Source organism: Pelagibacterium xiamenense (assembly GCF_021166475.1).
Classification (GTDB): domain Bacteria; phylum Pseudomonadota; class Alphaproteobacteria; order Rhizobiales; family Devosiaceae; genus Pelagibacterium; species Pelagibacterium xiamenense.
On the sequence record NZ_JAJOYS010000001.1, the window covers coordinates 845,680 to 870,649 of the forward strand.

At 63.5% G+C, this 24,970-nt stretch carries 24 protein-coding genes; 12 read left to right on the forward strand and 12 right to left on the reverse strand.

Annotated elements, in window-relative coordinates:
- Position 1: 1 nt before the first annotated feature.
- Positions 2 to 676 (forward strand): ligase-associated DNA damage response endonuclease PdeM, encoded by a 675-nt coding sequence (gene pdeM, locus LSG43_RS04135; protein ID WP_231801528.1) that lies wholly within the window; start codon positions 2 to 4, stop codon positions 674 to 676.
- Here pdeM and LSG43_RS04140 read toward each other — a convergent pair.
- The 4 genes from LSG43_RS04140 to LSG43_RS04155 form a co-directional block, all read right to left on the reverse strand.
- Positions 673 to 1,122 (reverse strand): DUF3429 domain-containing protein, encoded by a 450-nt coding sequence (locus tag LSG43_RS04140; protein WP_231801529.1) that lies wholly within the window; start codon positions 1,120 to 1,122, stop codon positions 673 to 675. The two genes, pdeM and LSG43_RS04140, sit on opposite strands and share 4 nt — an antisense overlap.
- An 11-nt stretch (positions 1,123 to 1,133) precedes the next feature.
- Positions 1,134 to 1,892: a TIGR02186 family protein gene (locus LSG43_RS04145; RefSeq protein WP_231801530.1), complete on the reverse strand. Its 759-nt coding sequence runs from the start codon at positions 1,890 to 1,892 to the stop codon at positions 1,134 to 1,136.
- Positions 1,889 to 2,821 (reverse strand): sulfite exporter TauE/SafE family protein, encoded by a 933-nt coding sequence (locus LSG43_RS04150; RefSeq protein WP_231801531.1) that lies wholly within the window; start codon positions 2,819 to 2,821, stop codon positions 1,889 to 1,891. The genes LSG43_RS04145 and LSG43_RS04150 overlap by 4 nt, the downstream gene beginning before the upstream one ends.
- A 79-nt stretch (positions 2,822 to 2,900) precedes the next feature.
- Positions 2,901 to 6,332 carry an SEL1-like repeat protein gene (locus tag LSG43_RS04155; RefSeq protein WP_231801532.1) on the reverse strand — a complete coding sequence of 1,144 codons (3,432 nt, stop codon included), beginning with the start codon at positions 6,330 to 6,332 and terminating at the stop codon, positions 2,901 to 2,903.
- 225 nt (positions 6,333 to 6,557) lie between these two features.
- Here LSG43_RS04155 and LSG43_RS04160 point away from each other — a divergent pair, with 225 nt between their 5' ends.
- Both LSG43_RS04160 and glpK read left to right on the forward strand, forming a co-directional pair.
- Complete coding sequence (locus LSG43_RS04160; RefSeq protein WP_231801533.1) at positions 6,558 to 7,331, forward strand: DeoR/GlpR family DNA-binding transcription regulator; 774 nt, start codon at positions 6,558 to 6,560, stop codon at positions 7,329 to 7,331.
- Between the two features lie 63 nt (positions 7,332 to 7,394).
- Positions 7,395 to 8,882 carry a glycerol kinase GlpK gene (glpK, locus tag LSG43_RS04165; protein ID WP_231801534.1) on the forward strand — a complete coding sequence of 496 codons (1,488 nt, stop codon included), beginning with the start codon at positions 7,395 to 7,397 and terminating at the stop codon, positions 8,880 to 8,882.
- A gap of 57 nt (positions 8,883 to 8,939) precedes the next feature.
- On the opposite strand, the gene LSG43_RS04170 is transcribed toward glpK, so the two are convergent.
- Positions 8,940 to 9,452: a cytochrome P460 family protein gene (locus LSG43_RS04170; protein WP_231801536.1), complete on the reverse strand. Its 513-nt coding sequence runs from the start codon at positions 9,450 to 9,452 to the stop codon at positions 8,940 to 8,942.
- Positions 9,453 to 9,660: 208 nt separating this feature from the next.
- Here LSG43_RS04170 and LSG43_RS04175 point away from each other — a divergent pair, with 208 nt between their 5' ends.
- Entirely contained in the window at positions 9,661 to 10,110 is a 450-nt protein-coding gene (locus LSG43_RS04175; protein ID WP_231801537.1) for a MerR family transcriptional regulator, read from the forward strand.
- 114 nt (positions 10,111 to 10,224) lie between these two features.
- Entirely contained in the window at positions 10,225 to 10,881 is a 657-nt protein-coding gene (locus LSG43_RS04180) for a response regulator (protein WP_231801538.1), read from the forward strand.
- 5 nt (positions 10,882 to 10,886) lie between these two features.
- On the opposite strand, the gene LSG43_RS04185 is transcribed toward LSG43_RS04180, so the two are convergent.
- A complete protein-coding gene (locus LSG43_RS04185; RefSeq protein ID WP_231801539.1) occupies positions 10,887 to 11,312 on the reverse strand; it encodes a VOC family protein in 426 nt (141 codons plus the stop codon).
- A gap of 69 nt (positions 11,313 to 11,381) precedes the next feature.
- On the opposite strand from LSG43_RS04185, the gene LSG43_RS04190 reads away from it, so the two are divergent.
- Complete coding sequence (locus LSG43_RS04190; protein ID WP_231801540.1) at positions 11,382 to 11,981, forward strand: TetR/AcrR family transcriptional regulator; 600 nt, start codon at positions 11,382 to 11,384, stop codon at positions 11,979 to 11,981.
- Here LSG43_RS04190 and LSG43_RS04195 read toward each other — a convergent pair.
- Positions 11,978 to 13,591 carry an ATP-binding response regulator gene (locus LSG43_RS04195; protein WP_231801541.1) on the reverse strand — a complete coding sequence of 538 codons (1,614 nt, stop codon included), beginning with the start codon at positions 13,589 to 13,591 and terminating at the stop codon, positions 11,978 to 11,980. The genes LSG43_RS04190 and LSG43_RS04195 overlap by 4 nt on opposite strands.
- Before the next feature lie 156 nt (positions 13,592 to 13,747).
- Here LSG43_RS04195 and mscL point away from each other — a divergent pair, with 156 nt between their 5' ends.
- A complete protein-coding gene (mscL, locus tag LSG43_RS04200) occupies positions 13,748 to 14,185 on the forward strand; it encodes a large conductance mechanosensitive channel protein MscL (protein WP_231801542.1) in 438 nt (145 codons plus the stop codon).
- A gap of 456 nt (positions 14,186 to 14,641) precedes the next feature.
- The gene (locus LSG43_RS04205) at positions 14,642 to 15,277 is read left to right on the forward strand and encodes a response regulator transcription factor (protein WP_231801543.1); all 636 of its coding nucleotides are present in this window, start codon (positions 14,642 to 14,644) and stop codon (positions 15,275 to 15,277) included.
- Positions 15,278 to 15,281: 4 nt separating this feature from the next.
- Here the strand turns inward: LSG43_RS04205 and LSG43_RS04210 are convergent, their stop codons facing one another.
- Positions 15,282 to 15,926, reverse strand: a complete 645-nt coding sequence (locus tag LSG43_RS04210) for a cation efflux transmembrane domain-containing protein (RefSeq protein ID WP_231801544.1) — start codon at positions 15,924 to 15,926, stop codon at positions 15,282 to 15,284.
- Between the two features lie 67 nt (positions 15,927 to 15,993).
- Here LSG43_RS04210 and LSG43_RS04215 point away from each other — a divergent pair, with 67 nt between their 5' ends.
- Positions 15,994 to 16,392: a MerR family transcriptional regulator gene (locus LSG43_RS04215; protein WP_231801546.1), complete on the forward strand. Its 399-nt coding sequence runs from the start codon at positions 15,994 to 15,996 to the stop codon at positions 16,390 to 16,392.
- An 8-nt stretch (positions 16,393 to 16,400) separates the two neighbouring features.
- Here the strand turns inward: LSG43_RS04215 and LSG43_RS04220 are convergent, their stop codons facing one another.
- Both LSG43_RS04220 and hemA read right to left on the reverse strand, forming a co-directional pair.
- On the reverse strand, positions 16,401 to 16,892 hold the full coding sequence (locus LSG43_RS04220) for an HIT family protein (RefSeq protein ID WP_231801548.1): 492 nt from the start codon (positions 16,890 to 16,892) through the stop codon (positions 16,401 to 16,403).
- An 18-nt stretch (positions 16,893 to 16,910) separates the two neighbouring features.
- On the reverse strand, positions 16,911 to 18,191 hold the full coding sequence (gene hemA / locus LSG43_RS04225; RefSeq protein ID WP_231801550.1) for a 5-aminolevulinate synthase: 1,281 nt from the start codon (positions 18,189 to 18,191) through the stop codon (positions 16,911 to 16,913).
- A 542-nt stretch (positions 18,192 to 18,733) separates the two neighbouring features.
- Between hemA and LSG43_RS04230 the strand changes: the two genes are divergently transcribed.
- Positions 18,734 to 19,399, forward strand: coding sequence for a YiaD family glycine zipper/OmpA-like lipoprotein (locus tag LSG43_RS04230; RefSeq protein WP_255713989.1), 666 nt, complete (start codon positions 18,734 to 18,736; stop codon positions 19,397 to 19,399).
- Between the two features lie 64 nt (positions 19,400 to 19,463).
- On the opposite strand, the gene LSG43_RS04235 is transcribed toward LSG43_RS04230, so the two are convergent.
- Positions 19,464 to 20,177, reverse strand: coding sequence for a L,D-transpeptidase (locus tag LSG43_RS04235; protein ID WP_231801552.1), 714 nt, complete (start codon positions 20,175 to 20,177; stop codon positions 19,464 to 19,466).
- Between the two features lie 601 nt (positions 20,178 to 20,778).
- Between LSG43_RS04235 and LSG43_RS04240 the strand changes: the two genes are divergently transcribed.
- Positions 20,779 to 23,076 carry a Tex family protein gene (locus LSG43_RS04240; protein WP_231801554.1) on the forward strand — a complete coding sequence of 766 codons (2,298 nt, stop codon included), beginning with the start codon at positions 20,779 to 20,781 and terminating at the stop codon, positions 23,074 to 23,076.
- A gap of 122 nt (positions 23,077 to 23,198) precedes the next feature.
- Positions 23,199 to 23,960, forward strand: coding sequence for a hypothetical protein (locus tag LSG43_RS04245; protein WP_231801556.1), 762 nt, complete (start codon positions 23,199 to 23,201; stop codon positions 23,958 to 23,960).
- Between the two features lie 58 nt (positions 23,961 to 24,018).
- Here the strand turns inward: LSG43_RS04245 and LSG43_RS04250 are convergent, their stop codons facing one another.
- Positions 24,019 to 24,489: a hypothetical protein gene (locus LSG43_RS04250; RefSeq protein WP_231801558.1), complete on the reverse strand. Its 471-nt coding sequence runs from the start codon at positions 24,487 to 24,489 to the stop codon at positions 24,019 to 24,021.
- Positions 24,490 to 24,970 lie beyond the last annotated feature (481 nt).

The following is a 24,970-nucleotide window of genomic DNA, read 5'->3' on the forward strand; positions in this document are numbered from 1 at the left end:
GGTGACCCCGCTCATTGGTTTCGCCGGTGCCCAATTCGTGCCGCTGGTCTCCGGGGCGCTCTACTGGCCCGAGCTCGACGCGCTTCTGGTCGCCGATCTGCATCTTGAAAAGCATTCGAGCTTTGCCCGGACGGGGCAGTTGCTGCCCCCCTACGACACCGGCATGACGCTGCGGCGGCTCGAACGCGATCTGATGCTGACGCGGGCGGAGCGGGTCTTCGCGCTTGGGGACAGCTTTCACCGCGACGAGGGGACTTCGACGCTGCTTCCGGGGGACCGGGCGCATCTGCAAAGCTTGACCGACCGGGCGGAATGGACCTGGCTTTCGGGCAATCACGACCCGGCGCCGCATACGCTGGGCGGGGCGTGCTGCGCCGAACTGGGCGTGGCGGGGTGTCACCTGACGCATCAACCGCGGCGGGGCATTCCGGGCCTGATCGCAGGGCATTTGCATCCGGCGGCGCGGGTGGCGATGAACGGAAAGTCGTCGCGGCGCGCGTGTTTCGTGTGGGATGACGAGTTGATGATCCTGCCAGCCTATGGCGCCTCGACGGGGAGCCTCAACGTGCTGTCGCCAGCCTTCCACGGTCTCATCGACCGCACGCGGATGCAGGTGATGCTGCTCGGGCGTGGACGGGTCTATCCCGTGGGCGCCAGCCGGCTGGTGAACGGTTAGGCCAGCCGTACAACGATGGTGAGCGCAAGGATCAGGCATACCAGAAGCGTCATGACCGAGCGGATGCGGCCGTAATCCGAGGGCAGCGCGCCGGTATAGCCGGACCATACATCCCATATGCCGTAAATCACGAAGCCGACGATCAGCATGCTCAACCCGATGCTCACGGGCATCAGGATGGTAACGAACCCCAGGATCGAGCCCAGGATGCCGGCGACGTAAGTCAGCTCCGACCCCGCACCGCTGCCCAGCCGGACGCCCCAGCGCACGCCGCCCAGAAACGAGAGGATCGCCGCGCCATAGCCAAGCATGGCGCGCTCGTAGATCACCGCCTCAATGGGCAGGAGCGTGGGGAAGATGGAAAAGTACAGCCCCGCGAGGAAGGGCAACAGGCCCAATAGCGCGGCCAGTCCGGTGATTGTCGAAAAGCTCTTGATCAGCCCCATGCCCTTGTCCCCTAACGTCTGAACAGAACCCCGCCCAGCCAGCCGGTCAAAAGCGCAAGCAATACGCACGCAATGCCGTAAAGCAGGGGCTGGTTACGTGCCGCATCGCCCAGAAAGCGCTCGAAACCCGTTTTTTCGACAAAAAAGCTCTGGCTGCGCTCGGCGACGATCTCGCCATTCCTGACGACGAAAACCTGCGCAAGAAACCGCCCGTTGGGCACGTTGGCGGGAAGCCCAACCCGGGTCGCGAAAAATGTCGGCGAGAGAAATGAGATGGCGCGTCCGTCGGTACGGAAGAGATCCGCGGTCTCCATGAGACGGATCGCTTCGGTGTTGAAAAGCTGGACGTTGCCGGTCGACGCGGTGAGTGTCCGGTCGACCTGATCTTCCATTGTGACGATCCGCTCGCCGATAACCGCCGGATCGATGATCGTGTCGATCGGCCGACTTGAGAGGACGCGGTAAAATGAGGGGAGGCGCTCATAGAGCGCGTAGTCGGCGTTGAGCATGATGCCGAACTGACGCGACTTGCGTCGAACCACGCGGTCGACCAGCGGACCCCGCACCACGAGGACGACGTCGAACGGCCCGGCGGCGATGGTGCCTTCGATCGAAGGTTCGATATTGCCGAAAAAGGTGATCGTCGCGCCCGAGAAATTCGACGTGATCGAAACGATGGGGTCGGAGCTGGCGAAAACGACGCCTTGTGCGCCCGCCGGCCTGGCGAAAGCCAAAAGCGCCAGAAGAACGAGAAGAAGCCGCGCGCTCATACGGATTCCCCGAAGCTCAGCACCGCCATCGAGAAGGGATCTTCGGGGGTCAGAAGCAACGAGAGGGCAAACCGGATGGCGACCCCCAGAACGATGATGGCAAGGAGCGCGCGCAACTGGTCGCCGCGCAGATACTGACCCGCCGAAGCGCCGAATTGCGCGCCGACGACGCTGCCCACCATCAGGCAGAAGGCGAGCAGAATGTCGACGCTCTGGCTCTGCGATGCGTGCAGGATACAGGTCACGGCCATGACCGCCAGCACATGCAACAGCGAGGTGCCGATGACGACAGCGCCGGGCACGCGCAGGATGTAGACGAGCGCCGGAACGAGAATGAACCCGCCGCCGATCCCCAGCAGCGAGCCGATGATGCCGATGAGGAACCCGATACCCATGACGGGCAGCACCGAAATATAGAGCTTGGAGCGCTTGAAGCGCATCCGCAGCGGCAGCCCGTGCACCCAATTGTGCTGTCCGGGCAGCCGGCGTTGCACTGGGCCGGCCTTGCGCGAGCGGATCAGCGAGCGCACCGCCTCGACCAGCATGAGCGTGCCGATGGACCCCAGAAAGATCAGATAGCCGAGCGAAATGGCGAGATCGAGCTGGCCAAGATTGCGCAGCAGGTCGAAGATCCACACCCCGACGGTTGCCCCCAGTGCGCCGCCAATGACGAGAAACAGCGCGAGCTGCAGGTCAATGCCGCCGCGCCGCCAGTATGAGAGGGCTCCTGAAGTGGATGCGGCGACGACCTGGCCGGTGACCGATGCAACCGCGACCGGCGAAGGCACGCCTGAAAAGATCAGCAGCGGTGTGAGAAGAAAACCGCCGCCGACGCCGAACAGCCCAGACAGAAACCCGATAGCGCCACCGATCCCGACAAGGAAGAAGAGGCTGACCGAGATTTCCGCGATAGGCAAATAGATTTGCACTGCCGGCAACCCATGCGAAGCGCATCACAGGGCGGCATCGCGTCCCGCGTGCAGGTTGGTAAATGTCCAACCGATCCGGTCAGACCGGCTGGCTGCCCAGGACGGCAAGCAGTCGCGGATTGATTTCACCGCTCTCGCTCATGCCGGTGGCCTGCTCGAAGGCGGTAATCGCGGCACGCGTCAAGGGACCGACTATGCCGTCGGGTGTTCCAACATCATAGCCCAATTTGTCAAGAAGCTCTTGAACGCGCTTGATGACATCCGCATTGCCGATTTCGCGGCCGGGATCGAATTCTTCGTCCCAGGTGCCGATGGGTGCGAAATTGGCCGCCATGTCGATCTCGACGGGAATCCAGCTTTCAATGGTCTGGTTGAGCCGCTGAACCGTATCCGCATCGAGTGAACGGGCAACGTCGTCCCGTGCGGCGGCGGCATCCTCGTCGCCGGATCTGGCTGCAAGCGAAAACCAGATGTAGGAATTCTCAAAGCTTTGCTCGACGCCGAGCCCGCGCGCGTAAAGCATGCCCAGATTGAACTGGCTGTCGGTAAGCCCGCGTGCTGCGGCTTCCTCGAACCAGTGCGCCGCAGCATCGAAATCCTGGCTCGAAAGCTCGCCCCCCGCATAGAGCGAGGCAAGGTTGTGCATGGACATACGGTTGCCCGATTCGGCGGCGCGCTGATACCAGAGCCGCGCCTGCTCGAGGTCCTTGTCGACGCCCTGTCCGTTCTCGTAGAGATTGCCCAGCCGGTATTGCGCCGGAGCGAAGCCCTGCGCCGCGGCGCGCTCGTACCATGCGGCAGCCTGGCTGAGATCCTGCTCGACGACATGGCCCTCGGTGAGGATCGCGCCAACCTCGAACTGCGCACGTGCGTCGCCCTCCTCGGCGGCCTCGCGCAATTGGGCCGGTTGGATATCCTCGGGCACGGTGGTGGCAGGCAGGTTGGCAAGCGTAATCGGCGCGGTAGTCAGCGGCCCGGTGCTGGCGCTCTCGATATAGCGGTCCGGATCGGGCGGGATGGCCGCGGTCTCGGTGGCGTCGACGCCAAGATCGCCCATCATCGCGGCGATATCGGGCTGAGCGCTCGCAAGCGCCGGGCTCTGGTCGATCATGCGGACGTTCGAAGTCAGTGCGCCGTCCGCATCTCCGGCGGACGAGGGCGTGGTTTTGCCGGGCGCGGCAGCGTCAGCACCGCCTGCATCGGACGTGGGCACCTCGCCGGTTTCCGCTGGCACGGTCGATTCAGCCGGTGCGGGCGCAGGGGCAGGTACCCGGTTGCCCTGGCCGCGGGAAATCACGAGCTGGGCGGTGAGCAGCAGGACGACTACGAGCGCCGTGCCCAAAAGCAGCGGCCGCTTGTTGCGCGCGATAAATCCGGGACGCTTGGCATCCGGATCGACGTCGTCGTCGACCCCGCCGAAGCCTTCGAATTCGGGTTCCGCAGGTGCTTTTTCGGGCTTGGACTTGGCGGCCTGCTCGTCCGGCATCTCATCCGCGTCGTCCTCGCTGGCTTCCGATCGCTGAAAGCGCGCGAGGGCGCGGCCGATCAGCGATTTGGGCTCGGCGCTGTCGTCTTCGGACACGTGTTGCCGCGCCGAACGGCGCGCCGCTTCGATGAAGCTCGCGCGGCTTGCATTGGCGCTTTGAAGGTCCGGTTCAGTTTGGTCCCTTGTCGGCTCGAGCGGTTCAACGTTCGGCGTCTCGTCTCCAAGGTCTGAGCCGAGGCGCGACTGTGGCTTGGCCGGACGCTCGACCCGCTCGGGATCGAGCGTAAAGGTCGGCCCGGCCTCGTGGCGCGGGGCATCCCGGACCGGTTCGGGTTCGAGCAAAGGTGCGGGCCCAGCAAGCGGCGCTTGCGATAGCGCCGAGAACGGCGCTCCGGCGGCCTCGACCTTGCCGGCCGCTCCCGAGGCCGGATCGTTCGGCATCGCGTCGCTGGCGGCGCGCCGGGGCGGCTGCGCCGGCCGCGGCGCGGGCTCAGTCTCGGCGGTCCTTGCCTGTTTGCCGTTGAGCATGGCCTCAAGACGGGCCAGACGGCTATCAACTTGGGCGATGCCGTCCTTGACGCCGGAAAGGTGTTCGTCCGGGTGCCCACCGGCATCACTTTCGCGCGCCAGCAGACCCGAAAGCCGCGTTTCCAGCGCCTCGAGATCGGCCCGCGCAATGGCATCCGCAGTATCGGATCCCGGCGACGGCGGGTTATGCGCGGCGATCGCGCGCGCCAGTGCGTCGATGTCGATACCGTCGGTGCCGTTCTCCTGGGTCTCATAGAGACCGGCGAGCACTTTGAGTTCGGCACCGGTCTCCTCGACCCGCTGGGACAGATGCCGCAACTGCGCCTCGATCCCGGAAAGATCCTGCGGTGCCGCAGTGGCACCGTCGAGCCGCGTCCCCAGATCGTCGATGCGTGTCTCGAGCGCCGAAAGGCGGGGGTCGATCGCTTCGGTGACCGCGTCGCGCAACATGCCGGCATCGTTCACGGACCCTTGCGGCGCCGTCTCGAGCTTGGCGATCCGCGCACCCAGCGCATCGATCTTTCCGACGAGCAGTTCGGTGTCGCTGTTGTATTCGATCGTCGCGGCCAGCGCGGCCAGGTCCTTGCTCAGCCTCTCGAAGGCATCCGAGCCGTCCGGGCGGGCCTTTTCAAGCGCATCGATGCGGTCGTAGATGCTGCGCACGCTCTCTTCGATGACGCGCATGCTGTCAGCCTGGCGCGCCTCCGCTTGCGCGTCGCGCCCGGCATTCTGAACCTGATGGGTTGCGAGTTTATCGATGCTCTCGGCGAGCGCCTCCACTTGTGCCGCAATCGCGTCCGGGCCGCCGCTGTGACCGCGCGAAACCTCGTCGGCGAGCTGCGCGATCTGGGTCTCGAGCCGCTTGACCTGCCCGCTTTCGCCGACGGCGTTGGCAAGGAGCTCGATCACTTCGCTCAATTGCGCGATCTGCCCGGCGACGTCGCCGCTCTGGTCGAGGCTATCGAACCGCTCGGAAATCCGGCTTTCGAACTGCGTGATCCGGTCGCCAAGCTGCGAAACCGCATCGGCAAATCCGGCGAGTTCGCGCGCCGAACTAGCAGCAGCCGGCGCTTCTGTCTGTAGCACCGGTGTCTGTGGCTCCGGCGCGGGCGGAATATCGCGCGGCGCGCTCTGCGCGGCCTGGTGCGTCTGCCGGCCCTGCCGGGCACGGATCTGATTGATGGCTTCGGTCACGCTGTCGGGCTTGGCCGCTCCGGCATCCGCGTCACCGCGTTCTGCCAGCTTGTCGACCGCGAGCCGCACCGAGCGCAGCGCCATTTCGTGCCGGGATGCCTGTTTTCCCGTTGGTGCTGGGGGCATTTCGGGCCGCTCGGGCGCCGGTGATTTCGGCGCCGGGGCCTTGTGCGATGTGCCGATCTGATCTTCAACCTGGTCGAGAAGGGCGACGAGTTCGTTTCGAAGGCTTTCCCACTCGGCGTTCGTTCTGGACGCGGAGTCCGTTTGTTGCCAGTCGTTGTGCGGTTCGGTACGCGCCATTGCAAATTCCCAAAGCCAGGCCGTTCGCCGGCGCGTCATCGCGCCTATCTCTTATGGATTCGCCTAGTCTGACTGTTGGGAACTTATGGTAAATATCGCGTTAATCTCCGTTGCAAACTGCATCGGGTTATCGCTTTTCCAACGTTTCCGGCATAGCGGCGGGCTTGCGCTTTCGTTTAAACCGTGGCGTAGTTCGCGCTTCAAAACGAAACAAAAGCGAAACCGATGCAGGCACCGAACCCGAGGCATGACGAAATCCTCGCGCTCGCCAGGACCGACGGGCGCGTTTCCGCCGAGGCGCTGGCCGATACGTTCGGGGTTTCGGTGCAGACGATCCGCAAGGATCTCAATGCGCTATGCGCGGACGGCAGGCTCACACGCGTGCATGGCGGCGCTCTTTACCCCTCCGGCATCGAGAACCTCGAATATGAGGCGCGCCGGCAGATCGCTGCGGAGGAAAAGGCGCAGATCGGCCGTGCAGTTGCCGCGCTCATTCCCGACAACGCGTCGCTCTTCATCAACATCGGCACGACGACCGAAGCGGTGGGTCAGGCACTGGCCGGGCACAAGGGGTTGATGGTCATTACCAACAACATCAACGTTGCCAATCGCTTGCGCGTCCTGAAAGATTGCGAAGTGGTCATCGCCGGCGGCGTTGTGCGGGGATCGGACGGGGGTATCGTGGGCGAGGCCGCCGTGGATTTCATCCGTCAGTTCAAGGTGGACTATGCGGTGATCGGGGCGTCGGCGATCGATGCGGACGGCGCGCTGCTCGACTACGATTTCCGCGAAGTGAAGGTCGCCCAGGCGATCATCGATAACGCGCGTCACGTGATCCTCGCTGCGGATGCCACCAAGTTCGAACGCGCCGCGCCGGTACGGATCGCCCATCTGAGTCAGATTTCGACTTTCGTCACCGACCACTGCACGAGCGAGGCCGTCCGCGCCGTATGCGCCGAGCATGACGTCGCCCTCATCGAGGCGGGCGCCGGTGATTGACCGCCGTGCGCTTTCGTATAGTTTTCGGTTCAGTTTCGTATAGGCCACCGGGAGGAGAATGCCGTGAGCGCTTATGTCGTTGCCATCGACCAGGGAACAACCTCGACGCGCGCCATGGTGTTCGACGGCGCCATGCAGGCTGTTGCAACCGCGCAGACCGAGTTCACCCAGCATTTCCCGCGCTCGGGATGGGTCGAGCATGACCCCGAGGAAATCTGGAAGACGACGGTCTGGGCGGTGAAGACGGCGCTTGAGAAGGCGGGCGTTTCAGCAGGCGATGTCGCGGCGCTGGGAATTACCAATCAGCGCGAGACGGTGGTCGTCTGGGACAGGGCGACGGGCAAGCCCGTCCACAACGCCATCGTCTGGCAGGACCGGCGCACGGCGCCGACCTGCGAGCGGCTGCGTGCCGACGGGCATGAGGCTGTGTTTGCGCAAAAGACCGGGCTGCTTGTCGATCCCTATTTCGCCGGGACGAAGGTCAAATACATTCTCGATGAGGTTGAGGGTGCGCGCGAGAAGGCGGAGCGGGGCGAGTTGGCCTTCGGTACCATCGACAGCTTTCTTATCTGGCGGCTGACCGGCGGGGTCCGGCACGTGACCGACGCGACAAACGCCAGCCGGACGCTGCTTTACAACATTCGCGAAAATGCCTGGGACGACGAATTGTGCGCCATCCTCGATGTGCCGCAGGCGATGCTGCCCGACGTGCTCGATTGCGCGGATACGTTCGGTGAAACCGACCCGGAGCTTTTCGGCGCGGCGATTCCCATCCGCGGGGTAGCGGGAGACCAGCAGGCCGCCGTAATCGGGCAGGCGTGCTTCACCCCGGGGATGATCAAATCGACATATGGCACCGGGTGCTTCGCGCTCATCAATACCGGCGAGGAGTTCGTGCCGTCGCAAAACCGGCTGCTGACGACGATCGCCTACCGGTTTGGCGGCAGGACGACATACGCGCTCGAAGGTTCGATCTTCATTGCCGGGGCGGCGGTGCAGTGGTTGCGCGACGAACTCGGGATCATCAAGGCCGCCGAGGAGACCGGTGCGCTGGCGGCGCAATCGGACCCGCACCAATCGGTCTATCTGGTACCCGCTTTCGTCGGCCTCGGAGCGCCCTGGTGGGACGCCGAGGCGCGCGGCGCGATCTTCGGGCTGACGCGGGCTTCGGGCGCCGCCGAAATCGCGCGGGCGGCGCTGGAATCGGTCTGCTACCAGACCCACGACCTGCTTACGGCCATGTACAAGGACTGGGCCTCGGGCGATGCGAACACGGTGCTGCGCGTCGATGGTGGCATGGTCGCCTCGGACTGGACCATGCAATGCCTCGCCGACATCCTCGACGCGCCGGTGGACCGGCCCAAAATGCTCGAAACCACCGTTCTGGGCGCCGCATGGCTCGCGGGGTCGGCCGCCGGTGTGTGGCCGGGGCAGGACGAATTTGCCAAAGGCTGGGCGATCGACCGGCAGTTCACACCGAAGCTGGACGCAAAGACACGCCAGACCAAGCTGGCCGGCTGGGCGGACGCAGTCAAACGGACGCTGAGCTAGCCAGCGTTTATTTAAGTCGTCGTGCGGCCGCAACCGGACCGGGGCACGCGCGCAGGATCAGTCGTTGGCAAAGACCATGTCGCCGTCTGCGGCGCCGCTATGACATCCGATGCAACCCGCGGCCTGACCCGCGAGCGAGACGCCGTCGGGCGTCTGGTCGAGCGACCCATCGGGGAAATACTTCGCCCAGAACCATCCGCTTTCCGTGTCGGGCTGTTCGAACATCACCGTTATGGCATCGAGTGCCGCGTCGGGATCATCCCAGACGGTTCCCGGCGTCAGCCCCTCCGCCATATGGTTGCGTTTGACGATCAACTGGCCTTCCTGGCCGTTCATCTCGAACGGCATGTAGAACGTTTCGAGCACCGCGCCATGGGGCTCGGTGCCCGCATAGGGCAGGGTGTGAATCGCGCCTTCGCCAGCCAGCCGCGCATCGATCATGGCCTGCCACAACGCGGCGGCCATATCGACGTCATCTTCCGTTCCGAACATGGCATCTTGCGCGACGGCGCCGCCGCCGGCAGCGCAAACAGCAATCAATGCCGCTCCGAGTTTGAGCTTTGGTCCCATACCGTCTCCTCCTCTTTTCGGCTCGCCCGCCGCAAAAGCTGGCTAACCGCAAGGTAAAACACTGCGAATGGGTACTGCGTTCCCAGAATCCCGTTCCCGATTTCGTGATCGGAACGTATAAGCGGTCGATAGGCTGCGCTTGCACCGCGCCGCTCAATCGTACACTTTGTAAGACCGAGAAAATTCCGGATTCGCGAACCGTTAGATTATGACCAATGCCGCCCGGAAGGACCGCGCGCAGCGACGGAGTGATGGCCCGGCCATCTATACCATCGCCGAGCTCGCAGAAGCCTTCGACGTGACCCACAGAACGCTCCGCTTTTACGAGGACAAGGGCATGCTGCGCCCGCGTCGCGTGGGCAACAAGCGCCTGTACACCAACCGCGACCGCCGCCGCCTGCGGATCATTCTCGACGGCAAGCAGGTTGGGCTGACGCTGCGCGAGATTCAGGAATATCTCGATACCTACGACCTGCGCGACGGCTCCTACGATCATCTGCGCAAGGCGCTCGACAAGGTGCACCACCAGCGCCACCTCCTCCAGCAGCGCCGCGCGGCGATCGAAAAGTCCTTAAGCGAGCTGGTGCGCGTCGAGCAGATCATCGAGGGCATGCTGGCCGAGCCGCAGGACCCCGACGGGCGGGGGGATATTATCTAGCGGTGCCCCGAAAACGGACCCGATCCTAGACCAAAGGCGATCCCGGCGGCGCTTGTGTCCGCCCCCCGCATCCGTTAAACGCAAAAAAAGCTTGTTCGCGGGACATTTGGCACTATGGGCCATCGCATTATTATCGTCGACGATCATCCTCTCTTCCGCGCGGCGTTACGCCAGACGCTCGAAGGTGAGGAGAACGGTTATGCGTTCGAGGAGGCCGGGGATATCGACGGGCTCCTGGAGGCGCTTGAGACGGACCGGGATTGCGACCTCGTGCTGCTCGACCTCAATATGCCGGGGGTGCGCGGGTTTTCGGGGCTTCTGCTGCTGCGCGCGCAGTTTCCCGAAATTCCGGTGATGATCATTTCGGCGGTTGAGGACCAGGCGGTGATCAAACGCTGCTTCGACCTCGGTGCGGCTGGCTATCTTTCGAAATCCGAAGGCGCCGAGGCGATACGATCGTCGATCGATACGGTGCTTTCCGGCGAGCTTTGGGTGCCCGAGGGCATATCGCTCGAAGGCGAGGACGAGCAGACCGAGATGCTCGCCCGGCTCGCCACGTTGACCCCGCAACAGGTGCGCGTGCTGATGATGCTCTCGGACGGGCTGATGAACAAACAGATCGCCTACGAGCTTTCGATCTCCGAAGCGACGGTCAAGGCGCACGTCTCGGCCATCCTGCAAAAGCTCAATGTCGACAGCCGCACCCAGGCCGTGATCGCCGCCTCCAAAATCGAGCAGGGACAGTTCGCCCAGCTCGTCGACGGCGAGTGAAGCGCTTAGTCCGGAAGCGCGCCATCCGCGTATTGCGCCGCAAATTCAGCGCTGGGCGGTATGGGTTTGATCACATCGATCAGGACGCCGTTGGGATCGGCGGTGATGAAGTGACGCTGGCCGAAATCCTCATCGCGTAGGCTCAACAGGATCGGCAGGCCGGCCGCCGTCAGCCGTTCATACTCGGCGTCGACGTCCTCCACCTCGAAATTGAGCAGGAGACCGCTCACCTTGCCGCGTCCGGAAGCGGGGATGGTCTCGTGGCCGCCTTCGAGCACGGCGAGGTTGACCGCCGGATCGCTTTGCGACTGCAGGTGCACGTACCAGCCGCCATCGAACGCCGCATCAAAACCGAAATGCGCGCGATAGAATGCAGCGGTCTCGGCCACCCTGTCGGTCATGATGACCGGATAATAGCTCGTCGTTTTCATGGCTTTCCTCATGTCGAAAACAAACATACAGTATGTATGTAGATAGAAATTAACATACAGGCTGCATGTATGCAACGAAATGAATCGCGACGATCCAACAAGGACCGGTCGGACGCAACCCGTGGCGCCCTGATGGCGGCGGGGCGGACGCTGTTTATCGCGCGTGGCTATGCCGAAGTGGGAACGCCCGAACTCGTCGCCGAGGCCGGGGTGACGCGCGGCGCGCTCTACCATCACTTTGCTGACAAAAAGGCGCTGTTCGCCGCCGTGGTCGAAGCGGAGGCCGCCGCGGTGGCTGCCGAGATCGATGCCGCCACGCCCGCTCAAATGGAACCGGTCGCGGCGCTCGTCGCCGGGGGGAAGGTTTATCTGGACGCCATGCAGACGCCCGGGCGAACCCGGTTGTTGCTCCTCGAGGCGCCGGCTGTGCTCGGATATGCCGAAACCCGCGCGATCGATGAGCGGCACGCCGACCGCACCTTGCGCGAAGGGCTCGAAGCGGCAATCGCGGCGGGCGCCATCCGGGCGCTGCCGCTCGACGCGCTGACGCAAATCCTGTCCGCAGCGTTCGACCGCGCCGCGATCGCCGTATCCGCCGGTGTCGCACGGGAGGACGCCGAAGCCGTCATCCTCGCTGTCGTCGAGGGGCTGACCGCGCGCGGAGCCTAGCCCCGGCGCGTCACCTGGGTGATAAGCGCCCGCAACGCCGCCGGTTTCACCGGCTTGTTGAGCACGGCCGTCCCGCGTGCCTCCGCGAGCTGCCGCACGGCGTTGGTGCGATCCGCCGTGACGAGGATCGCCGGGAGCTGACCGCCGGCGACCTGCTTGAGCCACTCGATGGCGTCGAGGCCGGAGGACTGTTCAAGGTGATAGTCCATCAGCACGAGGTCGGGCACCCAGCCTTCGAGCATATTGGCCTGCGAGATATCCTTGAGCGAGGTTGCGACGCGCACGTCGCAGCCCCAGTTCTCCAGGAGCCCCGACATGGCATCGAGGATCGAACGCTCGTTGTCGACGCAGAGGACCTGTAAACCCGCAAGCCGCGACTCCGGCCGAGCCGCCGGATTGTCCTGGACCGCCGCGACAGGCTCGCTTTGGGCAATGCGCGGCACCGTCACCGAAAAGCGCGAGCCCTTGCCCACGATGCTCTCGATATTGAGCGGATGATCGAGCGCGGCAAGGATGCGCTGGACGATAGAGAGTCCCAGCCCCAGCCCCTGTGCGATCCGCGCGCCCTGTTCGAGCCGCGAAAACTCGGTGAAAATCAACTGGTGCTGGTGGCTGTCGATGCCGATGCCCGTGTCGATCACGTCGATCCGGACGGTCTCGCCGCGCTTGCGGCAACCCACGAGCACGCGGCCGCCGGGCTTTGTGTATTTGATGGCGTTCGAAACAAGGTTCTGGATGACACGCGCCAGCAGCATGCGGTCGGACCGCACGAGGAACGACGCGCCGACGACGCGCAGATCGATGTTCTTTTCTTCCGCAAGCGGCTGGAACTCGATCTCGACCTTCTTGAGCAGGTCGAGGCTGTTGAAATTCGACCGCGTCACCTTGAGCGCGCCGCTATCCATTCGCGAGATGTCCAGGAGCGTCGACATGATGTCCTCGACAGCGTTGAGCGATGCGTCGATCGAGGCCGCGAGGTCCGCCATCGGCGTGCCGCGCGTACGCTCGAAGAGCGTCGAGGTATAGAGCCGCGCCGCATTGAGCGGCTGCAGCAGATCGTGGCTCGCCGCGGCGAGGAAGCGCGTCTTTTCGTGATTGGCCGCGTCGGCCTTGGCGCGGGCCTTTTCAAGCTCGGCGTTGAGCAGCGTCAGGGCCCGCGTACGGTCGTCGACGCGCTGCTCGAGCGTGTGGTTGATCTGTTCGAGCGCCGTTTCGGCCTTGGCGCGGTCGGTGACATCGGCGAGCGAAATGACAAGCCCGCCGCCCGGCGCCTGGCTGGTGTGGATTTCGATGTAGTGGCCCAGAACCGAAAGCCGCTGGGTGAGCGTTGTCGGCTGTGTCGTGATCAGACGCCGGCGCTGATCGGCGAGAATTTCCGGCGTTCCCGGGCCCAGATCGCCGCGCCGGGCGACGAATAGGAGGATTTCATCAAGGCTCGTGCCCTCTCTCACAAGGGTCTCGGGCAGGGCAAGAACCTGCGCGTAGGTCGGGTTGGCGACGACGAGCCTCAGATCGGCACCAAAGAGCGCAATGCCGTATGGCAAATGGTCGACCGCGACGCGCAGATACGCGTCCTGCCTTACCGTGTCCGAATGCGATACTTCGCTCACGCCGGCGACCTTTCCGTTTGCGCGCTACCGCCTTGGTCGGCCCGCAAGGCGGTGCTGTCAAGTTATTCCAATGGACAATTGCCGTTGCATCGGGCTAACTTTTTCCAAGCATTCCAGCGCGTTGGCTCGGATTTTACGACAGATATGGAGAGGCAGATGTCGTTAATTAAAGAATTCAAGGAATTCGCCGTTAAGGGCAATATGGTCGATATGGCCATCGGTATCGTCATCGGCGCCGCGTTTACCGCCATCGTGACCTCTCTGGTTGACGATATCTTCATGCCGGTGATCGGCCTGATCCTCGGGGGTATCGACTTCTCGAACCTGTTCATCGTCCTGTCGAACCCTGAAAACGTCGCTGTTCCCTCGCTTGCCGTTGCGCAGGAAGCCGGGGTGGCGACGCTCAATATCGGGCTTTTCATCAATGCGATGGTGAAGTTTCTCATCGTGGCTTTTGTGCTCTTTCTCTTGGTCAAAGGCATCAACAACCTGCGCCGCGAAAAGGCTGAGGAGCCCGTGCCCGAAGTCACACCCGCACCGCCGCGCGAAGAGGTGCTGCTGACCGAGATCCGGGATCTGCTCAAAACGCGGTAGGGTGAGTCGCGTCTGACAAAAAAGGCGGGCTGGGCCCGCCTTTTTTGCGTGTGGCGCGAGGATGCGCAGAACACCCGTCGGTAAATCTACGGATTGTCACGCCGACGCAAATAGGTCTATAGTCCTATCGTAGGTAGTCGCTCCTAGGGGATCATCCGCTCGGCACGGCCGCCTACCTATCGCAAAATGCGTGCGCGATTCTTCTGAGGGCGCATGCGGCGGACCTGAAGGATAGACATTGAGGGGATTTGACGCGGGCCGGCACACAGCCGGACGGCGAGCGCTCTCCTCATGTCCGAACCGCTTCGGCATGGCTCCCGGCCGTTCCTTGGGACCTGGACCGGAGAGGGACGCGCGGTTTCGGGAGCGGACGCGCGAGAAGGGGCTGTCCGGTCCGTGAAGCCAGTCATACCAAGTCGGGTGTCCCGGGGGCGCCTCTCATGTCTGGAGGATACGATGAACACGGAAATTTCCTATCGCTCTTTTCTCAATCGCGACCGGCTGATCCACATCGTCGATAGCGACGCCAACACCTGCGAGGCGCTGACGCTCCTGTTCCGGCTCGAGGGGTTCCAGACCGCCCTTTCGCTCGATCTTACCGATTTCCTGGGCCGGTTCGATGAGCGTAAACCCGACGTCGTCGTGCTCAACGCAGCCATGGACGGTACCTCGGCGCTGCCCGTGCTTGAAGAAATCAAGGCGCTGCGGACCGGCATTCCCGTCTTCGTCATCTCCGATACCTCGGACGTCGACATGACGGTCGACGCCATGCGCCTCGGCGCGGCCGACGTCTTCGTCAAGCCCATCGATACCGAGCGCTTCGTGCGGGCGGTGCGCGAAACGCTCCGGCGCGACGTCCACATCGGGGCCATTCGCGACGGTCAGCGCGCGGTGGAAATCCGCGGCTTTACCCAACTGACCCCGCGCGAACGCGAAGTGCTGCAATTGATCACAAACGGGCAATCCAACAAGGAAGCAGGACGGGAACTCGGCATTTCTCCGCGCACGATCGAAGTGCACCGCGCGCGGGTGATGGAAAAGCTTGGCGCCCGCAATACCGCGGATCTGATCCGCATCGTCTTGACGAGCTGAGGCGCTATTCCGCTGGAACGGCGCGCGCCGGGCGCAGCTCGCTCAGCGCCTGCCGGGTGACGATCACCGCGCCCTGTATGGCAAGACTGCCCATGATGGCGGCAACGACGATGTCGGGCCATCCCGAGCCCGTGCCAAAGACGCCGAGCGCGGCCAGAAGGACGGCGAGATTGCTCACAACGTCGTTGCGCGTGCAGATCCATGCCGATCGCATGTTGGAATCGCCGGCACGGAAACGCCAGAGCAGGCCGAACGATGCGGCATTGGCCAGGAGCGCGCTGAACCCGACAACGCCCATCGTATAAGCATGCGGGGTCGTGCCGGCATAGATATTCCACGCGGCCACGCCGATGACCCAGACCCCCAGAACGCCCATTGTCATCGCCTTCGCGAGTGCGGCGCGCGACCGCCATTTGAGCGCGAGCCCAACAACAAACAGGCTGATCGCGTAGTTCGCGGCGTCGCCGAGAAAGTCGAGCGAATCCGCAACGAGCGCCGCGGAACCCGAAGCAAGCCCGGCGCCGACCTCGAAGACGAACATCGCTGCGTTGATTGCCAGAACGACCCACAGCACGCGGCGGTGGATCGCCCGTTGGCGCCTGTCGTCAATCTCTGCGTGATGATGCGTATCGCAGCAGGAAGCACCCATTCCAACGACCTTTCGTTTCCGTTCGCGGGCATGATAAAATCTCTAGCCGCTATAGGAGCAAGCGCTCATGACCCAGAATCTCTCGATAGGTGCCGTGGCACGCGAAACCGGCATCAGAATCCCGACGATCCGCTACTACGAGCAGATCGGACTTGTTCCCGAGCCGCCGCGAACCCAAGGCAATCGCCGCCTTTACGATCGCAACACGATCGAACGGCTGAACTTCGTCCGGCGCTCGCGCGAGCTGGGGTTCGACATCGAAGCCATTCGCGCGCTTTTGTCCCTGCAGGATCAGCCGGAGACATCGTGCGAACGCGCCGACACAATCGCCACCGAACGGCTGGCCGAGGTCGAGAAACGGCTCGCACGGCTCTCGGCGCTCAAAAAAGAGCTCAAGGCGATGCTCGCCGAATGCCGGCACGGCCGCGTGGCGCAATGCCGTGTGATCGAGGCGCTGGCGTCATAGCGGACGGGTCAGAGAGCCGCGTACGCGGCGCCGATTTTCGACGCCATCGCTTCCATTTCTGCCTCGGGAATGTCGAGTATCCCATTTTCGGCCATTAGCGCGTGATACTGTTGCTTTTCGAGCGGGATGCCCGGTGGTAGCGGGACGACGTGAAAATGAAGGTGACTGTTGGCCTGCTGGCTGCCGAGCGAAAGGACATATATGCGTTCGGCGCCAAAGAGCGTTTTGAGGACGCCGGATAGCCTGTGGACGTGCGCTTGCAGGTCGAGATATTGCCGGCGCGGTAGGTCGGCCAGGTCTTCGAGATGCTCCCTGGGACAGACGAGACAATAACCGCGTAAGGTCGGGTACTTGCTCAGGAAGATGATTGTTTCGTCGTCTTCGAAAACAACGTGATGCCGAAACGCCGGGTCACGGTCCACGAGTTTGCAGATAAAGCATGGCTGCTCCGCGATGCTGCGGATATAGGCATCAAGGTCGAAAGGCTTGCGTTCGTCCATCCGTCCTGCCGGGCGGGCTTACCCGCCCACGGTCGGAAGCGTCAGGTCGCCTGCGATGAGCTTGGTCTCCATCAGCCGCGACATGTCAAAGTCGCGCGGCAGGTCGAGGGTCTGCCAGACTGCGATCAGGGCGTCGCACAATTCGGCGACCATGTCGTCGCTGTGATACGGCGTCGGGGTGATGCGCAGCCGTTCGGTGCCTTTGGGGACCGTGGGATAGTTGATCGGCTGGATGTAGATATCGTGCCGCTCCATCAGCATGTCGCTGGCGGCCTTGCACTGGCGCGCATCGCCGACGATGAGCGGGACGATGTGGGTGTCGGTCGGCAGCACCGGCAGCCCGGCCTCGGCGAGCACGCGCTTGACGCGGCCGGCCTGGCGCTGATGGGCCTCGCGTTCGGCGTTGGAAACCTTCAAATGCTCGATCGATGTCCTCGCTGCCGCGCAGAGCGCGGGGGGCAGGGCGGTCGTGAAGATGAATTCGGGCGCATAGGAACGGACCGCGTCGACGATCGACTTGTTGGCGGTGATATATCCGCCCATGACGCCGAACCCCTTGGCCATGGTGCCTTCGATGATATCGATCCGGTCCATCAGCCCTTCGCGCTCGCAGATGCCGCCGCCGCGCGGGCCGTACATGCCGACCGCATGAACCTCGTCGATATAGGTCATCGCGTTGAATTCCTCGGCGAGATCCGCGATTTCCTTGATCGGTGCGATGTCACCGTCCATCGAATAGACGGATTCGAAAACAATGAGCTTGGGGCGCTGCTTGCCTGCGGCGGCGAGCAGTTCGCGCAGGTGCTCAAGATCGTTGTGCCGGAAGATCTTCTTCTCCATGCCCGACTGGCGCACGCCCTGGATCATGGAGGCGTGGTTGAGCTGATCGGAGAGAATGAGGCAGTTGGGAATGAGCCGGGCGACTGTCGAGATCGTCGCCTCGTTGGAGACGAAGCCGGACGTGAAAATCAGTGCGGCTTCCTTGTGATGCAAGTCGGCGAGCGAGCGCTCAAGCTCGACCAGCGGGCGGTTGGTGCCCGAGATGTTGCGCGTTCCGCCCGCGCCCGCGCCGAGCTTGCCGGCGGTCTCCTGCATGGCGGCGATGACCTTGGGATGCTGGCCCATGCCCAGATAGTCGTTCGAGCACCAGATGGTGATCTCGCGGGCATTGTCGGCACTATCGCGATAAATGGCCCGCGGGAAGCTACCCGCAATGCGTTCGAGATCGGCAAAAACGCGGTAGCGCTTTTCTATCCGAAGCGCGTCGAGCGCGTCCTCGAAAATACCGCGATAGTCCATGAGGCCTACTCCAAATCCGGCGCTTTTCCGTCCGGGACGAGCCCGCTCGGTCCGCGCTCCTGTTCAATTATACCATGCCGCCCGCCAAACTGCGGCATATGAACTGCAGTGTGAGCGTTTCTCGCAACGAATCAACCCTAATCGGGGCCGCGTTTACACAGAATGATCTGGATCCATGACTGCCAAATCGGTCCCCATACACGCGAACGGCAACTCCTGCCGACGATCCGGTCACGCGATTTTCCCAATTTATGCGTTTTACGACGGCTTCGCCAGCGTGACGCAATGACGCTCCGGCCGGATCGGGCAGAAATGCGGCACGCATCCGGCTGTGACATGGCCGGAAAATAAGCTAAGGTCCACCCTCGCGGGGAGGCATCAACACGGTGCTGCCACAATTGCACCTAGAGTGACGTGCGAGAGAGGACTTGGGGCGCGATGCTCTAGACTTTTTGCTTTTGCGTGGCGCGCCGGAGAAGGACAAGTCCAGGCCCGGCAACCACCCCCAACGCAGGCACCATCAAAAAATCGGTAGAGTCATCATGAAAAACAAGGCAATTGCACTTTCCGCCGTTGCGGCGCTGACCCTGGCGGGTTGCACGACGAACCCCTTCACGGGGCAATCCCAGATTTCCAACACCGCGGGCGGCGCGCTGATCGGTGCGGGCGGTGGTGCCATCGGCGGCGCGGTGATCGGCTCGGCGGTCGGCGGCGATCCGCGCATCGGCGCACTCATCGGCGCCGGTGTCGGTGCCCTCGCGGGCGGCGCGATCGGCAACTACATGGACCAGCAGGAAGCCGCGCTGCGCGCCCAGCTCCAGGGTACGGGCGTCTCGGTGACCCGCGTCGGCGACCAGATCATCCTCAATATGCCGTCCAACATCACCTTTGCCACCGACCAGGCAACGGTGCAGCCGCAATTCCAGAACACGCTGACCTCGGTCGCGCTGGTGCTCCAGGAATACAACCGGACGCTTGTCGATATCATCGGCTATACCGACTCCACCGGCTCGGACAGCTACAACCTGACGCTCTCCCAGCAGCGCGCGACGGCAGTCGCACGCGTCCTCAGCCAGAACGGCGTCGATTCGCGCCGCTTCTTCGTCGAGGGCCGCGGCGAGGCGAACCCGGTCGCGTCGAACGATACCGAGGCCGGCCGCGCGCAGAACCGCCGCGTCGAAATCAAGATCATCCCGATCCGGAGCTGATCCCGTCGGTTTCAACCCCTCGCAAGAGACGAAAGGCGCGCACGATGCGCGCCTTTTTTGTTGGTCAGACCTTGAGCGGCATGACCGTGTCGCCGGGTTCCTGAAGAACGACGATCTTCGACCCCCACGCGACCCGGTCATAGAGATCGATGATGTCCTGGTGCAGGAGCCGGACGCAGCCTGACGAAACGGCTTTGCCGATCGACCAGACCTCGCCAGTGCCATGCAGGCGGTAGAGGGTGTCGCGATTGCCCTGGTGGATATAGAGAGCCCGCGCGCCCAACGGGTTTTCGAGCCCCGGAGGTTGGCCTCCGCGCCATCGTTCGAGTTCCGGCTGGCGGCCGATCATGTCGGCCGGCGGCGTCCAGACCGGCCATTTCCGGCCATAGGCGATGTGCGCGCGACCGCCCCAGGCAAAGCCTTCCCGGCCGATCCCGACGCCATAGCGCATCGCGGTGCCACCGTCCTGGACGTGGTAGAGAAAACGGTTGGGCGTATCGACGACAACGGTGCCGGGCGCTTCGGCAGTCGGATAGTCGACGACCTGGCGGTAGTAGACCGGGTCAAGCTGGGTAAGATCGATCGCAGGAAGCGGGAACGCCTCTTCGGGCATGGCCCGGTACATGAGCCGGGCATGGTCCGGTATGGGCGGCGGTGCCGGCTGGGCCGGAACGCTCGGCGCCGTGGTCGTCGTACAGCCGGCGGCGGTCAGCGCCGCGAGGCTGGCGGCGCCGGCAAGAAAGCCGCGCCGGTTCAGGGCAGGAGACTTCTGAAACATAGGATGCTCGCAATGAGATGTTGCGCGACGCGCGCGCGGTGATTGTCAGGGATGCGTTTGCGAACAGGTCAGGCTTTGGGGGGAGGTGGATCGAAGCCGGGCGCTACAAAAGGGATAGGGACGATCGCTGTGATTTGATGCGATTCAGGCACCCGGGCCGGTCCGGGCACGTCGGCATCGGTCAAGATCGCGCGTTCTGTCGGGCAGGATGGAAGAACCTTTCCCAGCCCGATCTTTTTCCAGCATCGGGCTCCGGGTGTCGAAGGCTCAAAGCTGGCCTCGGCGGCGACCGCTTCGCATACGATGCGCTCCGCATCATGTGCGGCGGCTGGCGTGCTGGCGGATGCCAGGGCGCCAAAAACCAGCAAAAAGCCCGCGGCCAGAAGAAGGATCGGTAGGAAACGTGACATGCCTTTGCGCTTAGCAGGGCAAACAGGGCGAGATCGGGGCAGAATTGGGTCACGGTGTAGTGATTGTACGCGGGCCACCCGGTACGTTGCCATGATGCAACACCCCGTCCTGTGGATGGTGGGCCGCAAAGGCTTGGCGGGCCGCGTGGAGCCCGCATATTGTCCGGCTCCTTATCGATCAAGAGGGTCCCATGAGCGCAAACGAGACAGCCATCGCCGCGACAATCGCAAAAGACATTGCCGCGCGGCCCGAACAGGTTACCGCGGCGGTCAGGTTGCTCGACGAAGGCGCCACGGTGCCTTTCATTGCCCGCTACCGCAAGGAGGTCACCGGCGGCCTGGACGATGCGCAACTGCGCACGCTCGGGGACCGGCTGACCTATCTGCGCGAACTCGAGGCGCGCCGCGCCGCCATCCTGCAGTCGATCGATTCCCAGGGCAAACTGACCGGCGCGCTGGCCGCCGAAATCGCCCGCGTGACGACGAAGGCGGAACTTGAGGATATCTATCTGCCCTATAAGCCCAAGCGGCGCACCAAGGCTGAGATCGCGCGCGAGCGCGGGCTCGAGCCTCTGGCCGATGCGGTGTTCGACGATCGCAGTCTCGTACCGCTGGAAGTCGCCGGAAGCTACGTGACCGACGAAGTGCCTGATGCGAAAGCCGCGCTCGACGGTGCACGCGATATCCTTGCGGAGCGGTTCGCCGAGGATGCGCACCTGATCGGTGCGCTCCGGACCTATATGGAACAGAAGGCGCTGCTACGCTCACGCGTCGTCGAAGGCAAGGAGGACGCCGGCGCCAAGTTCTCCGACTATTTCGATCATGCCGAACCCTGGAGCAAAGTGCCCAGCCACCGCGCGCTCGCCATGCTGCGCGGGCGCAACGAGGAGGTCCTGGCCGTCGATCTGGAACTGGACGCGGACGCCGAGGGGCGGTTCAAGCCCGCCGAACTGATGGTGGCGCGCCATTTCGGGATCGATGCCGGCGGCGGGCCGGCCGACCAGTGGCTGATGGAGGTGGCGCGCTGGAGCTGGCGGGTAAATCTCTGGCTGCACCTCTCGGTCGATCTGATGACCCGCCTTCGGGAGCGGGCAGAGGAGGAAGCGATTGCCGTTTTTGCGCGCAATCTCAAGGATTTGCTCCTTGCCGCGCCAGCGGGCAGCCGCGCGACGCTGGGTCTCGATCCCGGCATCCGCACTGGCGTGAAGGTCGCGGTGGTCGACGCGACGGGCAAGGTGCTCGAGACGACGACCGTTTATCCCTTTGCGCCCCGGAACGATATGCAGGGCAGTCAGGCGGCGCTAATGGCGCTTATCGCCCGCCACAAGATCGAGCTCATCGCCATCGGCAACGGAACGGCCAGCCGGGAAACCGAACGGTTGGTAACGGATATGCTGGCACGAATTCCCGCGCCCAAGCCGATGAAGGTGGTGGTGAGCGAAGCGGGAGCTTCGGTCTATTCAGCGTCTGAAGCCGCGTCCAACGAACTGCCCGATCTCGACGTGTCGCTGCGCGGTGCCGTTTCGATCGCGCGGCGGCTACAGGACCCTCTGGCGGAATTGGTGAAGATCGACCCCAAGTCGATCGGTGTGGGGCAGTACCAGCACGACGTCGACCAGCACAGGCTCGCCAAGTCGCTCGATGCGGTGGTCGAGGATGCGGTGAACGCGGTGGGCGTCGATTTGAACACCGCTTCGGCCGCGCTCCTTGCACGGGTTTCAGGCCTCGGCGCATCGCTCGCCGAAGCCGTTGTCGCGCACCGGAATGCCAATGGCGCATTCGCCGCCCGCAGTGACCTCAAGGCCGTGCCAAGGCTTGGCCCCAAGGCCTTCGAGCAGGCCGCCGGTTTTCTGCGCATCCGCGACGGCGCCGAGCCGCTCGATGCGTCCTCCGTGCACCCGGAGGCCTACGGCGTGGCGCGCAGGATCGTCGCCGCGTGCGGGCGGGACATCCGCACGTTGATGGGCGACAGCAAGGCTCTCAAGGCGCTCGACCCCCGGCAGTTCGTGGACGAACATTTCGGCCTGCCGACCGTGCGAGACATTCTCACCGAACTCGAAAAGCCCGGGCGCGACCCGCGCCCGGAATTCAGGACCGCGCAGTTCGCCGATGGCATTGAGGAGATCTCGGATCTGAAGCCGGGCATGATGCTCGAGGGCACGGTCACAAACGTCGCCGCCTTCGGAGCCTTCGTCGATATCGGCGTGCATCAGGACGGCCTCGTCCACGTCTCCCAACTCGCCGACAGGTTCGTCAAGGATGCCCACGAGGTCGTCAAGACCGGCGATGTGGTGAAGGTCCGCGTGGTGGAGGTCGACGTGAAACGGAAGCGGATCGGGCTTTCAATGCGCAAGGACGCCGCGCCGGGACCGGACAGAAGGCCGGCACCCGATAGGGCTGGAAAGCCGCGCGGCAAGGGTCGCAGCGATAGCGGCGGGCAGGGGGCTTTCGGGGCGGCGCTATCTGATGCGATGCGGCGCAAGCGATAGAGTATCGCGTTGGCAAACGCTGGTGCGCCAAACCTGGCGAGGCACGTAAAATTTGATTTAGATTTTGGGAGCATAACGCTAGTAAACGACAGATGCAGAGGGACGAACAGGGGGCGCACTGCATGTCACAGCCTGATTGGGACAAGTATACCCAATGGCACGAACTCTTTGATGCGCTATGCACGGAGCAGGGGCATTTCGACAATGCGCGCCTTGCCAGCATGTTCTGCGAGGTGACGGCCAATAACGGGCAGGCCAATTACGATGCTGCGGTCAAGAACCTCGCCAACTGGCGGCGCGGCGTTCACATTCCAAGCCGGAAGAATTTCCTGGCGCTTTCCAGGATGATCGAACTCAATGGCGCGGACGGCCTGCGTGAGCGCTGGAACCGCCTTTACGCCGAGGCGCGCCGCCCGGTGCAAGGGGCACCTTCATCGACACCGGTCACGCCGGCCGATGAAAGTCACGCCATAAGACACGCCGTGTACGCGACGCGCTGGCTCAGTGGCGTGACGCTGCTGGTCGTTCTGCTGGTCGTGGGCGGCGTGTGGTTCCTGCTTAGCTCGGGCTACTACATATCCGCCAGCGGTGTCCGTGCCATCGATGTCGAATACAGGCGTTCGATATCGCTGCGGGTCGGTGAATCAAGTGTGGTGCACGGCGCGCGCAGCAACTGCGGCGAACGGGCGCCCGATTGGGAAACCACGCTGTCCCGGCTGCCCGTGCTCGACATCGGCACCTGGTCGGATGGCGGCGAAGGCAGGCGCTATAGCCGCGCTTGCGGCGGTCCGACCCCGGCACGGGGCGTTGTCTTTACCGCCACCCGGCCGGGGCTGGTGGAGTTTACGCTCTACGGCGACCCGGTCACGATCCACGTCGAGTGAGGACAGGCCGGCGGGACGAATGCGCGTCCCGCCGTCATTCCGCCGGCCCCAGGTCCGCCTATCTGATTGTGTTCGACGCGGAATCGAAACGGCCCCACCTGACGGTTTCGGTTTCGCCGTTCGCCTGCACGGTAAACCGGTAGTCGGAGTCGAGCCGTCCATTGGTCGTGTTGCACGGTGGCAGGAAGCCGTAGTTGACGGTGGTCGTTCCCGAGCCGTCCGAAAGCACGCGTGTGCTGCGATGATTATAAGTGCTGCCATCGCTCAGGTAGTCCGTCAGGCTGACGCGAATGGGTACGCCAGCGGTCGCAGTATGCGAAATCGTGAGCGTAGGCGCCTGTCCCTGTCCGCCGAGATCCCGGCACAGATTGGCCTTGGTCATCGATGACACCTTGGCGCTGGCAATGGCGAACGGCTCGGTGGAGGTGGCGGACGTATCGGCAGTGCCGCCCGTCGTCGACGAACAACCGGCAAGCGCCGCGACTGCTGCGAGGGTCAGGAATGTGCCGGTGAGTTGCTTGAGGGGCATAAGATCTCCTATGCATCAATTAATAATTGGAATGTCGGGAACGGCGTTCAGCCTGTTGTCCGCTGAGTGCGGATCGTTTGCTGATTTGCGCGTGACCGGATGCTGGGTATCTTTCCGGGATCTGTCATGCCGAAAAACTCGAAAAATCCGAAACCGGCGAAGTCTGCTTTCAGTTTTCGTCGTAAATTCAAACGACTGCGCGAGTAGTGCCGCTGGAGTGTCGGTTGGTGGCCCGCCTATCTGCGTGGGCAGACGTAAGGCGACGGCCCCACAAAATGCGCGTAGCGCCCGATCAGCCGCGGCGGTTTGCGCCCCCCATCGTTTGGCCCAATCAGGCGTTAATATCTTGCTGGACTTGTAAGAACAGTACCCACGTCCGCCCGGGGGCTCAGTCCCGAGGGAATGCATTTCCGTCTAAAAATATTCGGACTTCTAGTAAACATTGAATACAAGCGTATCGCTTGGGTTTATGAACGATTTC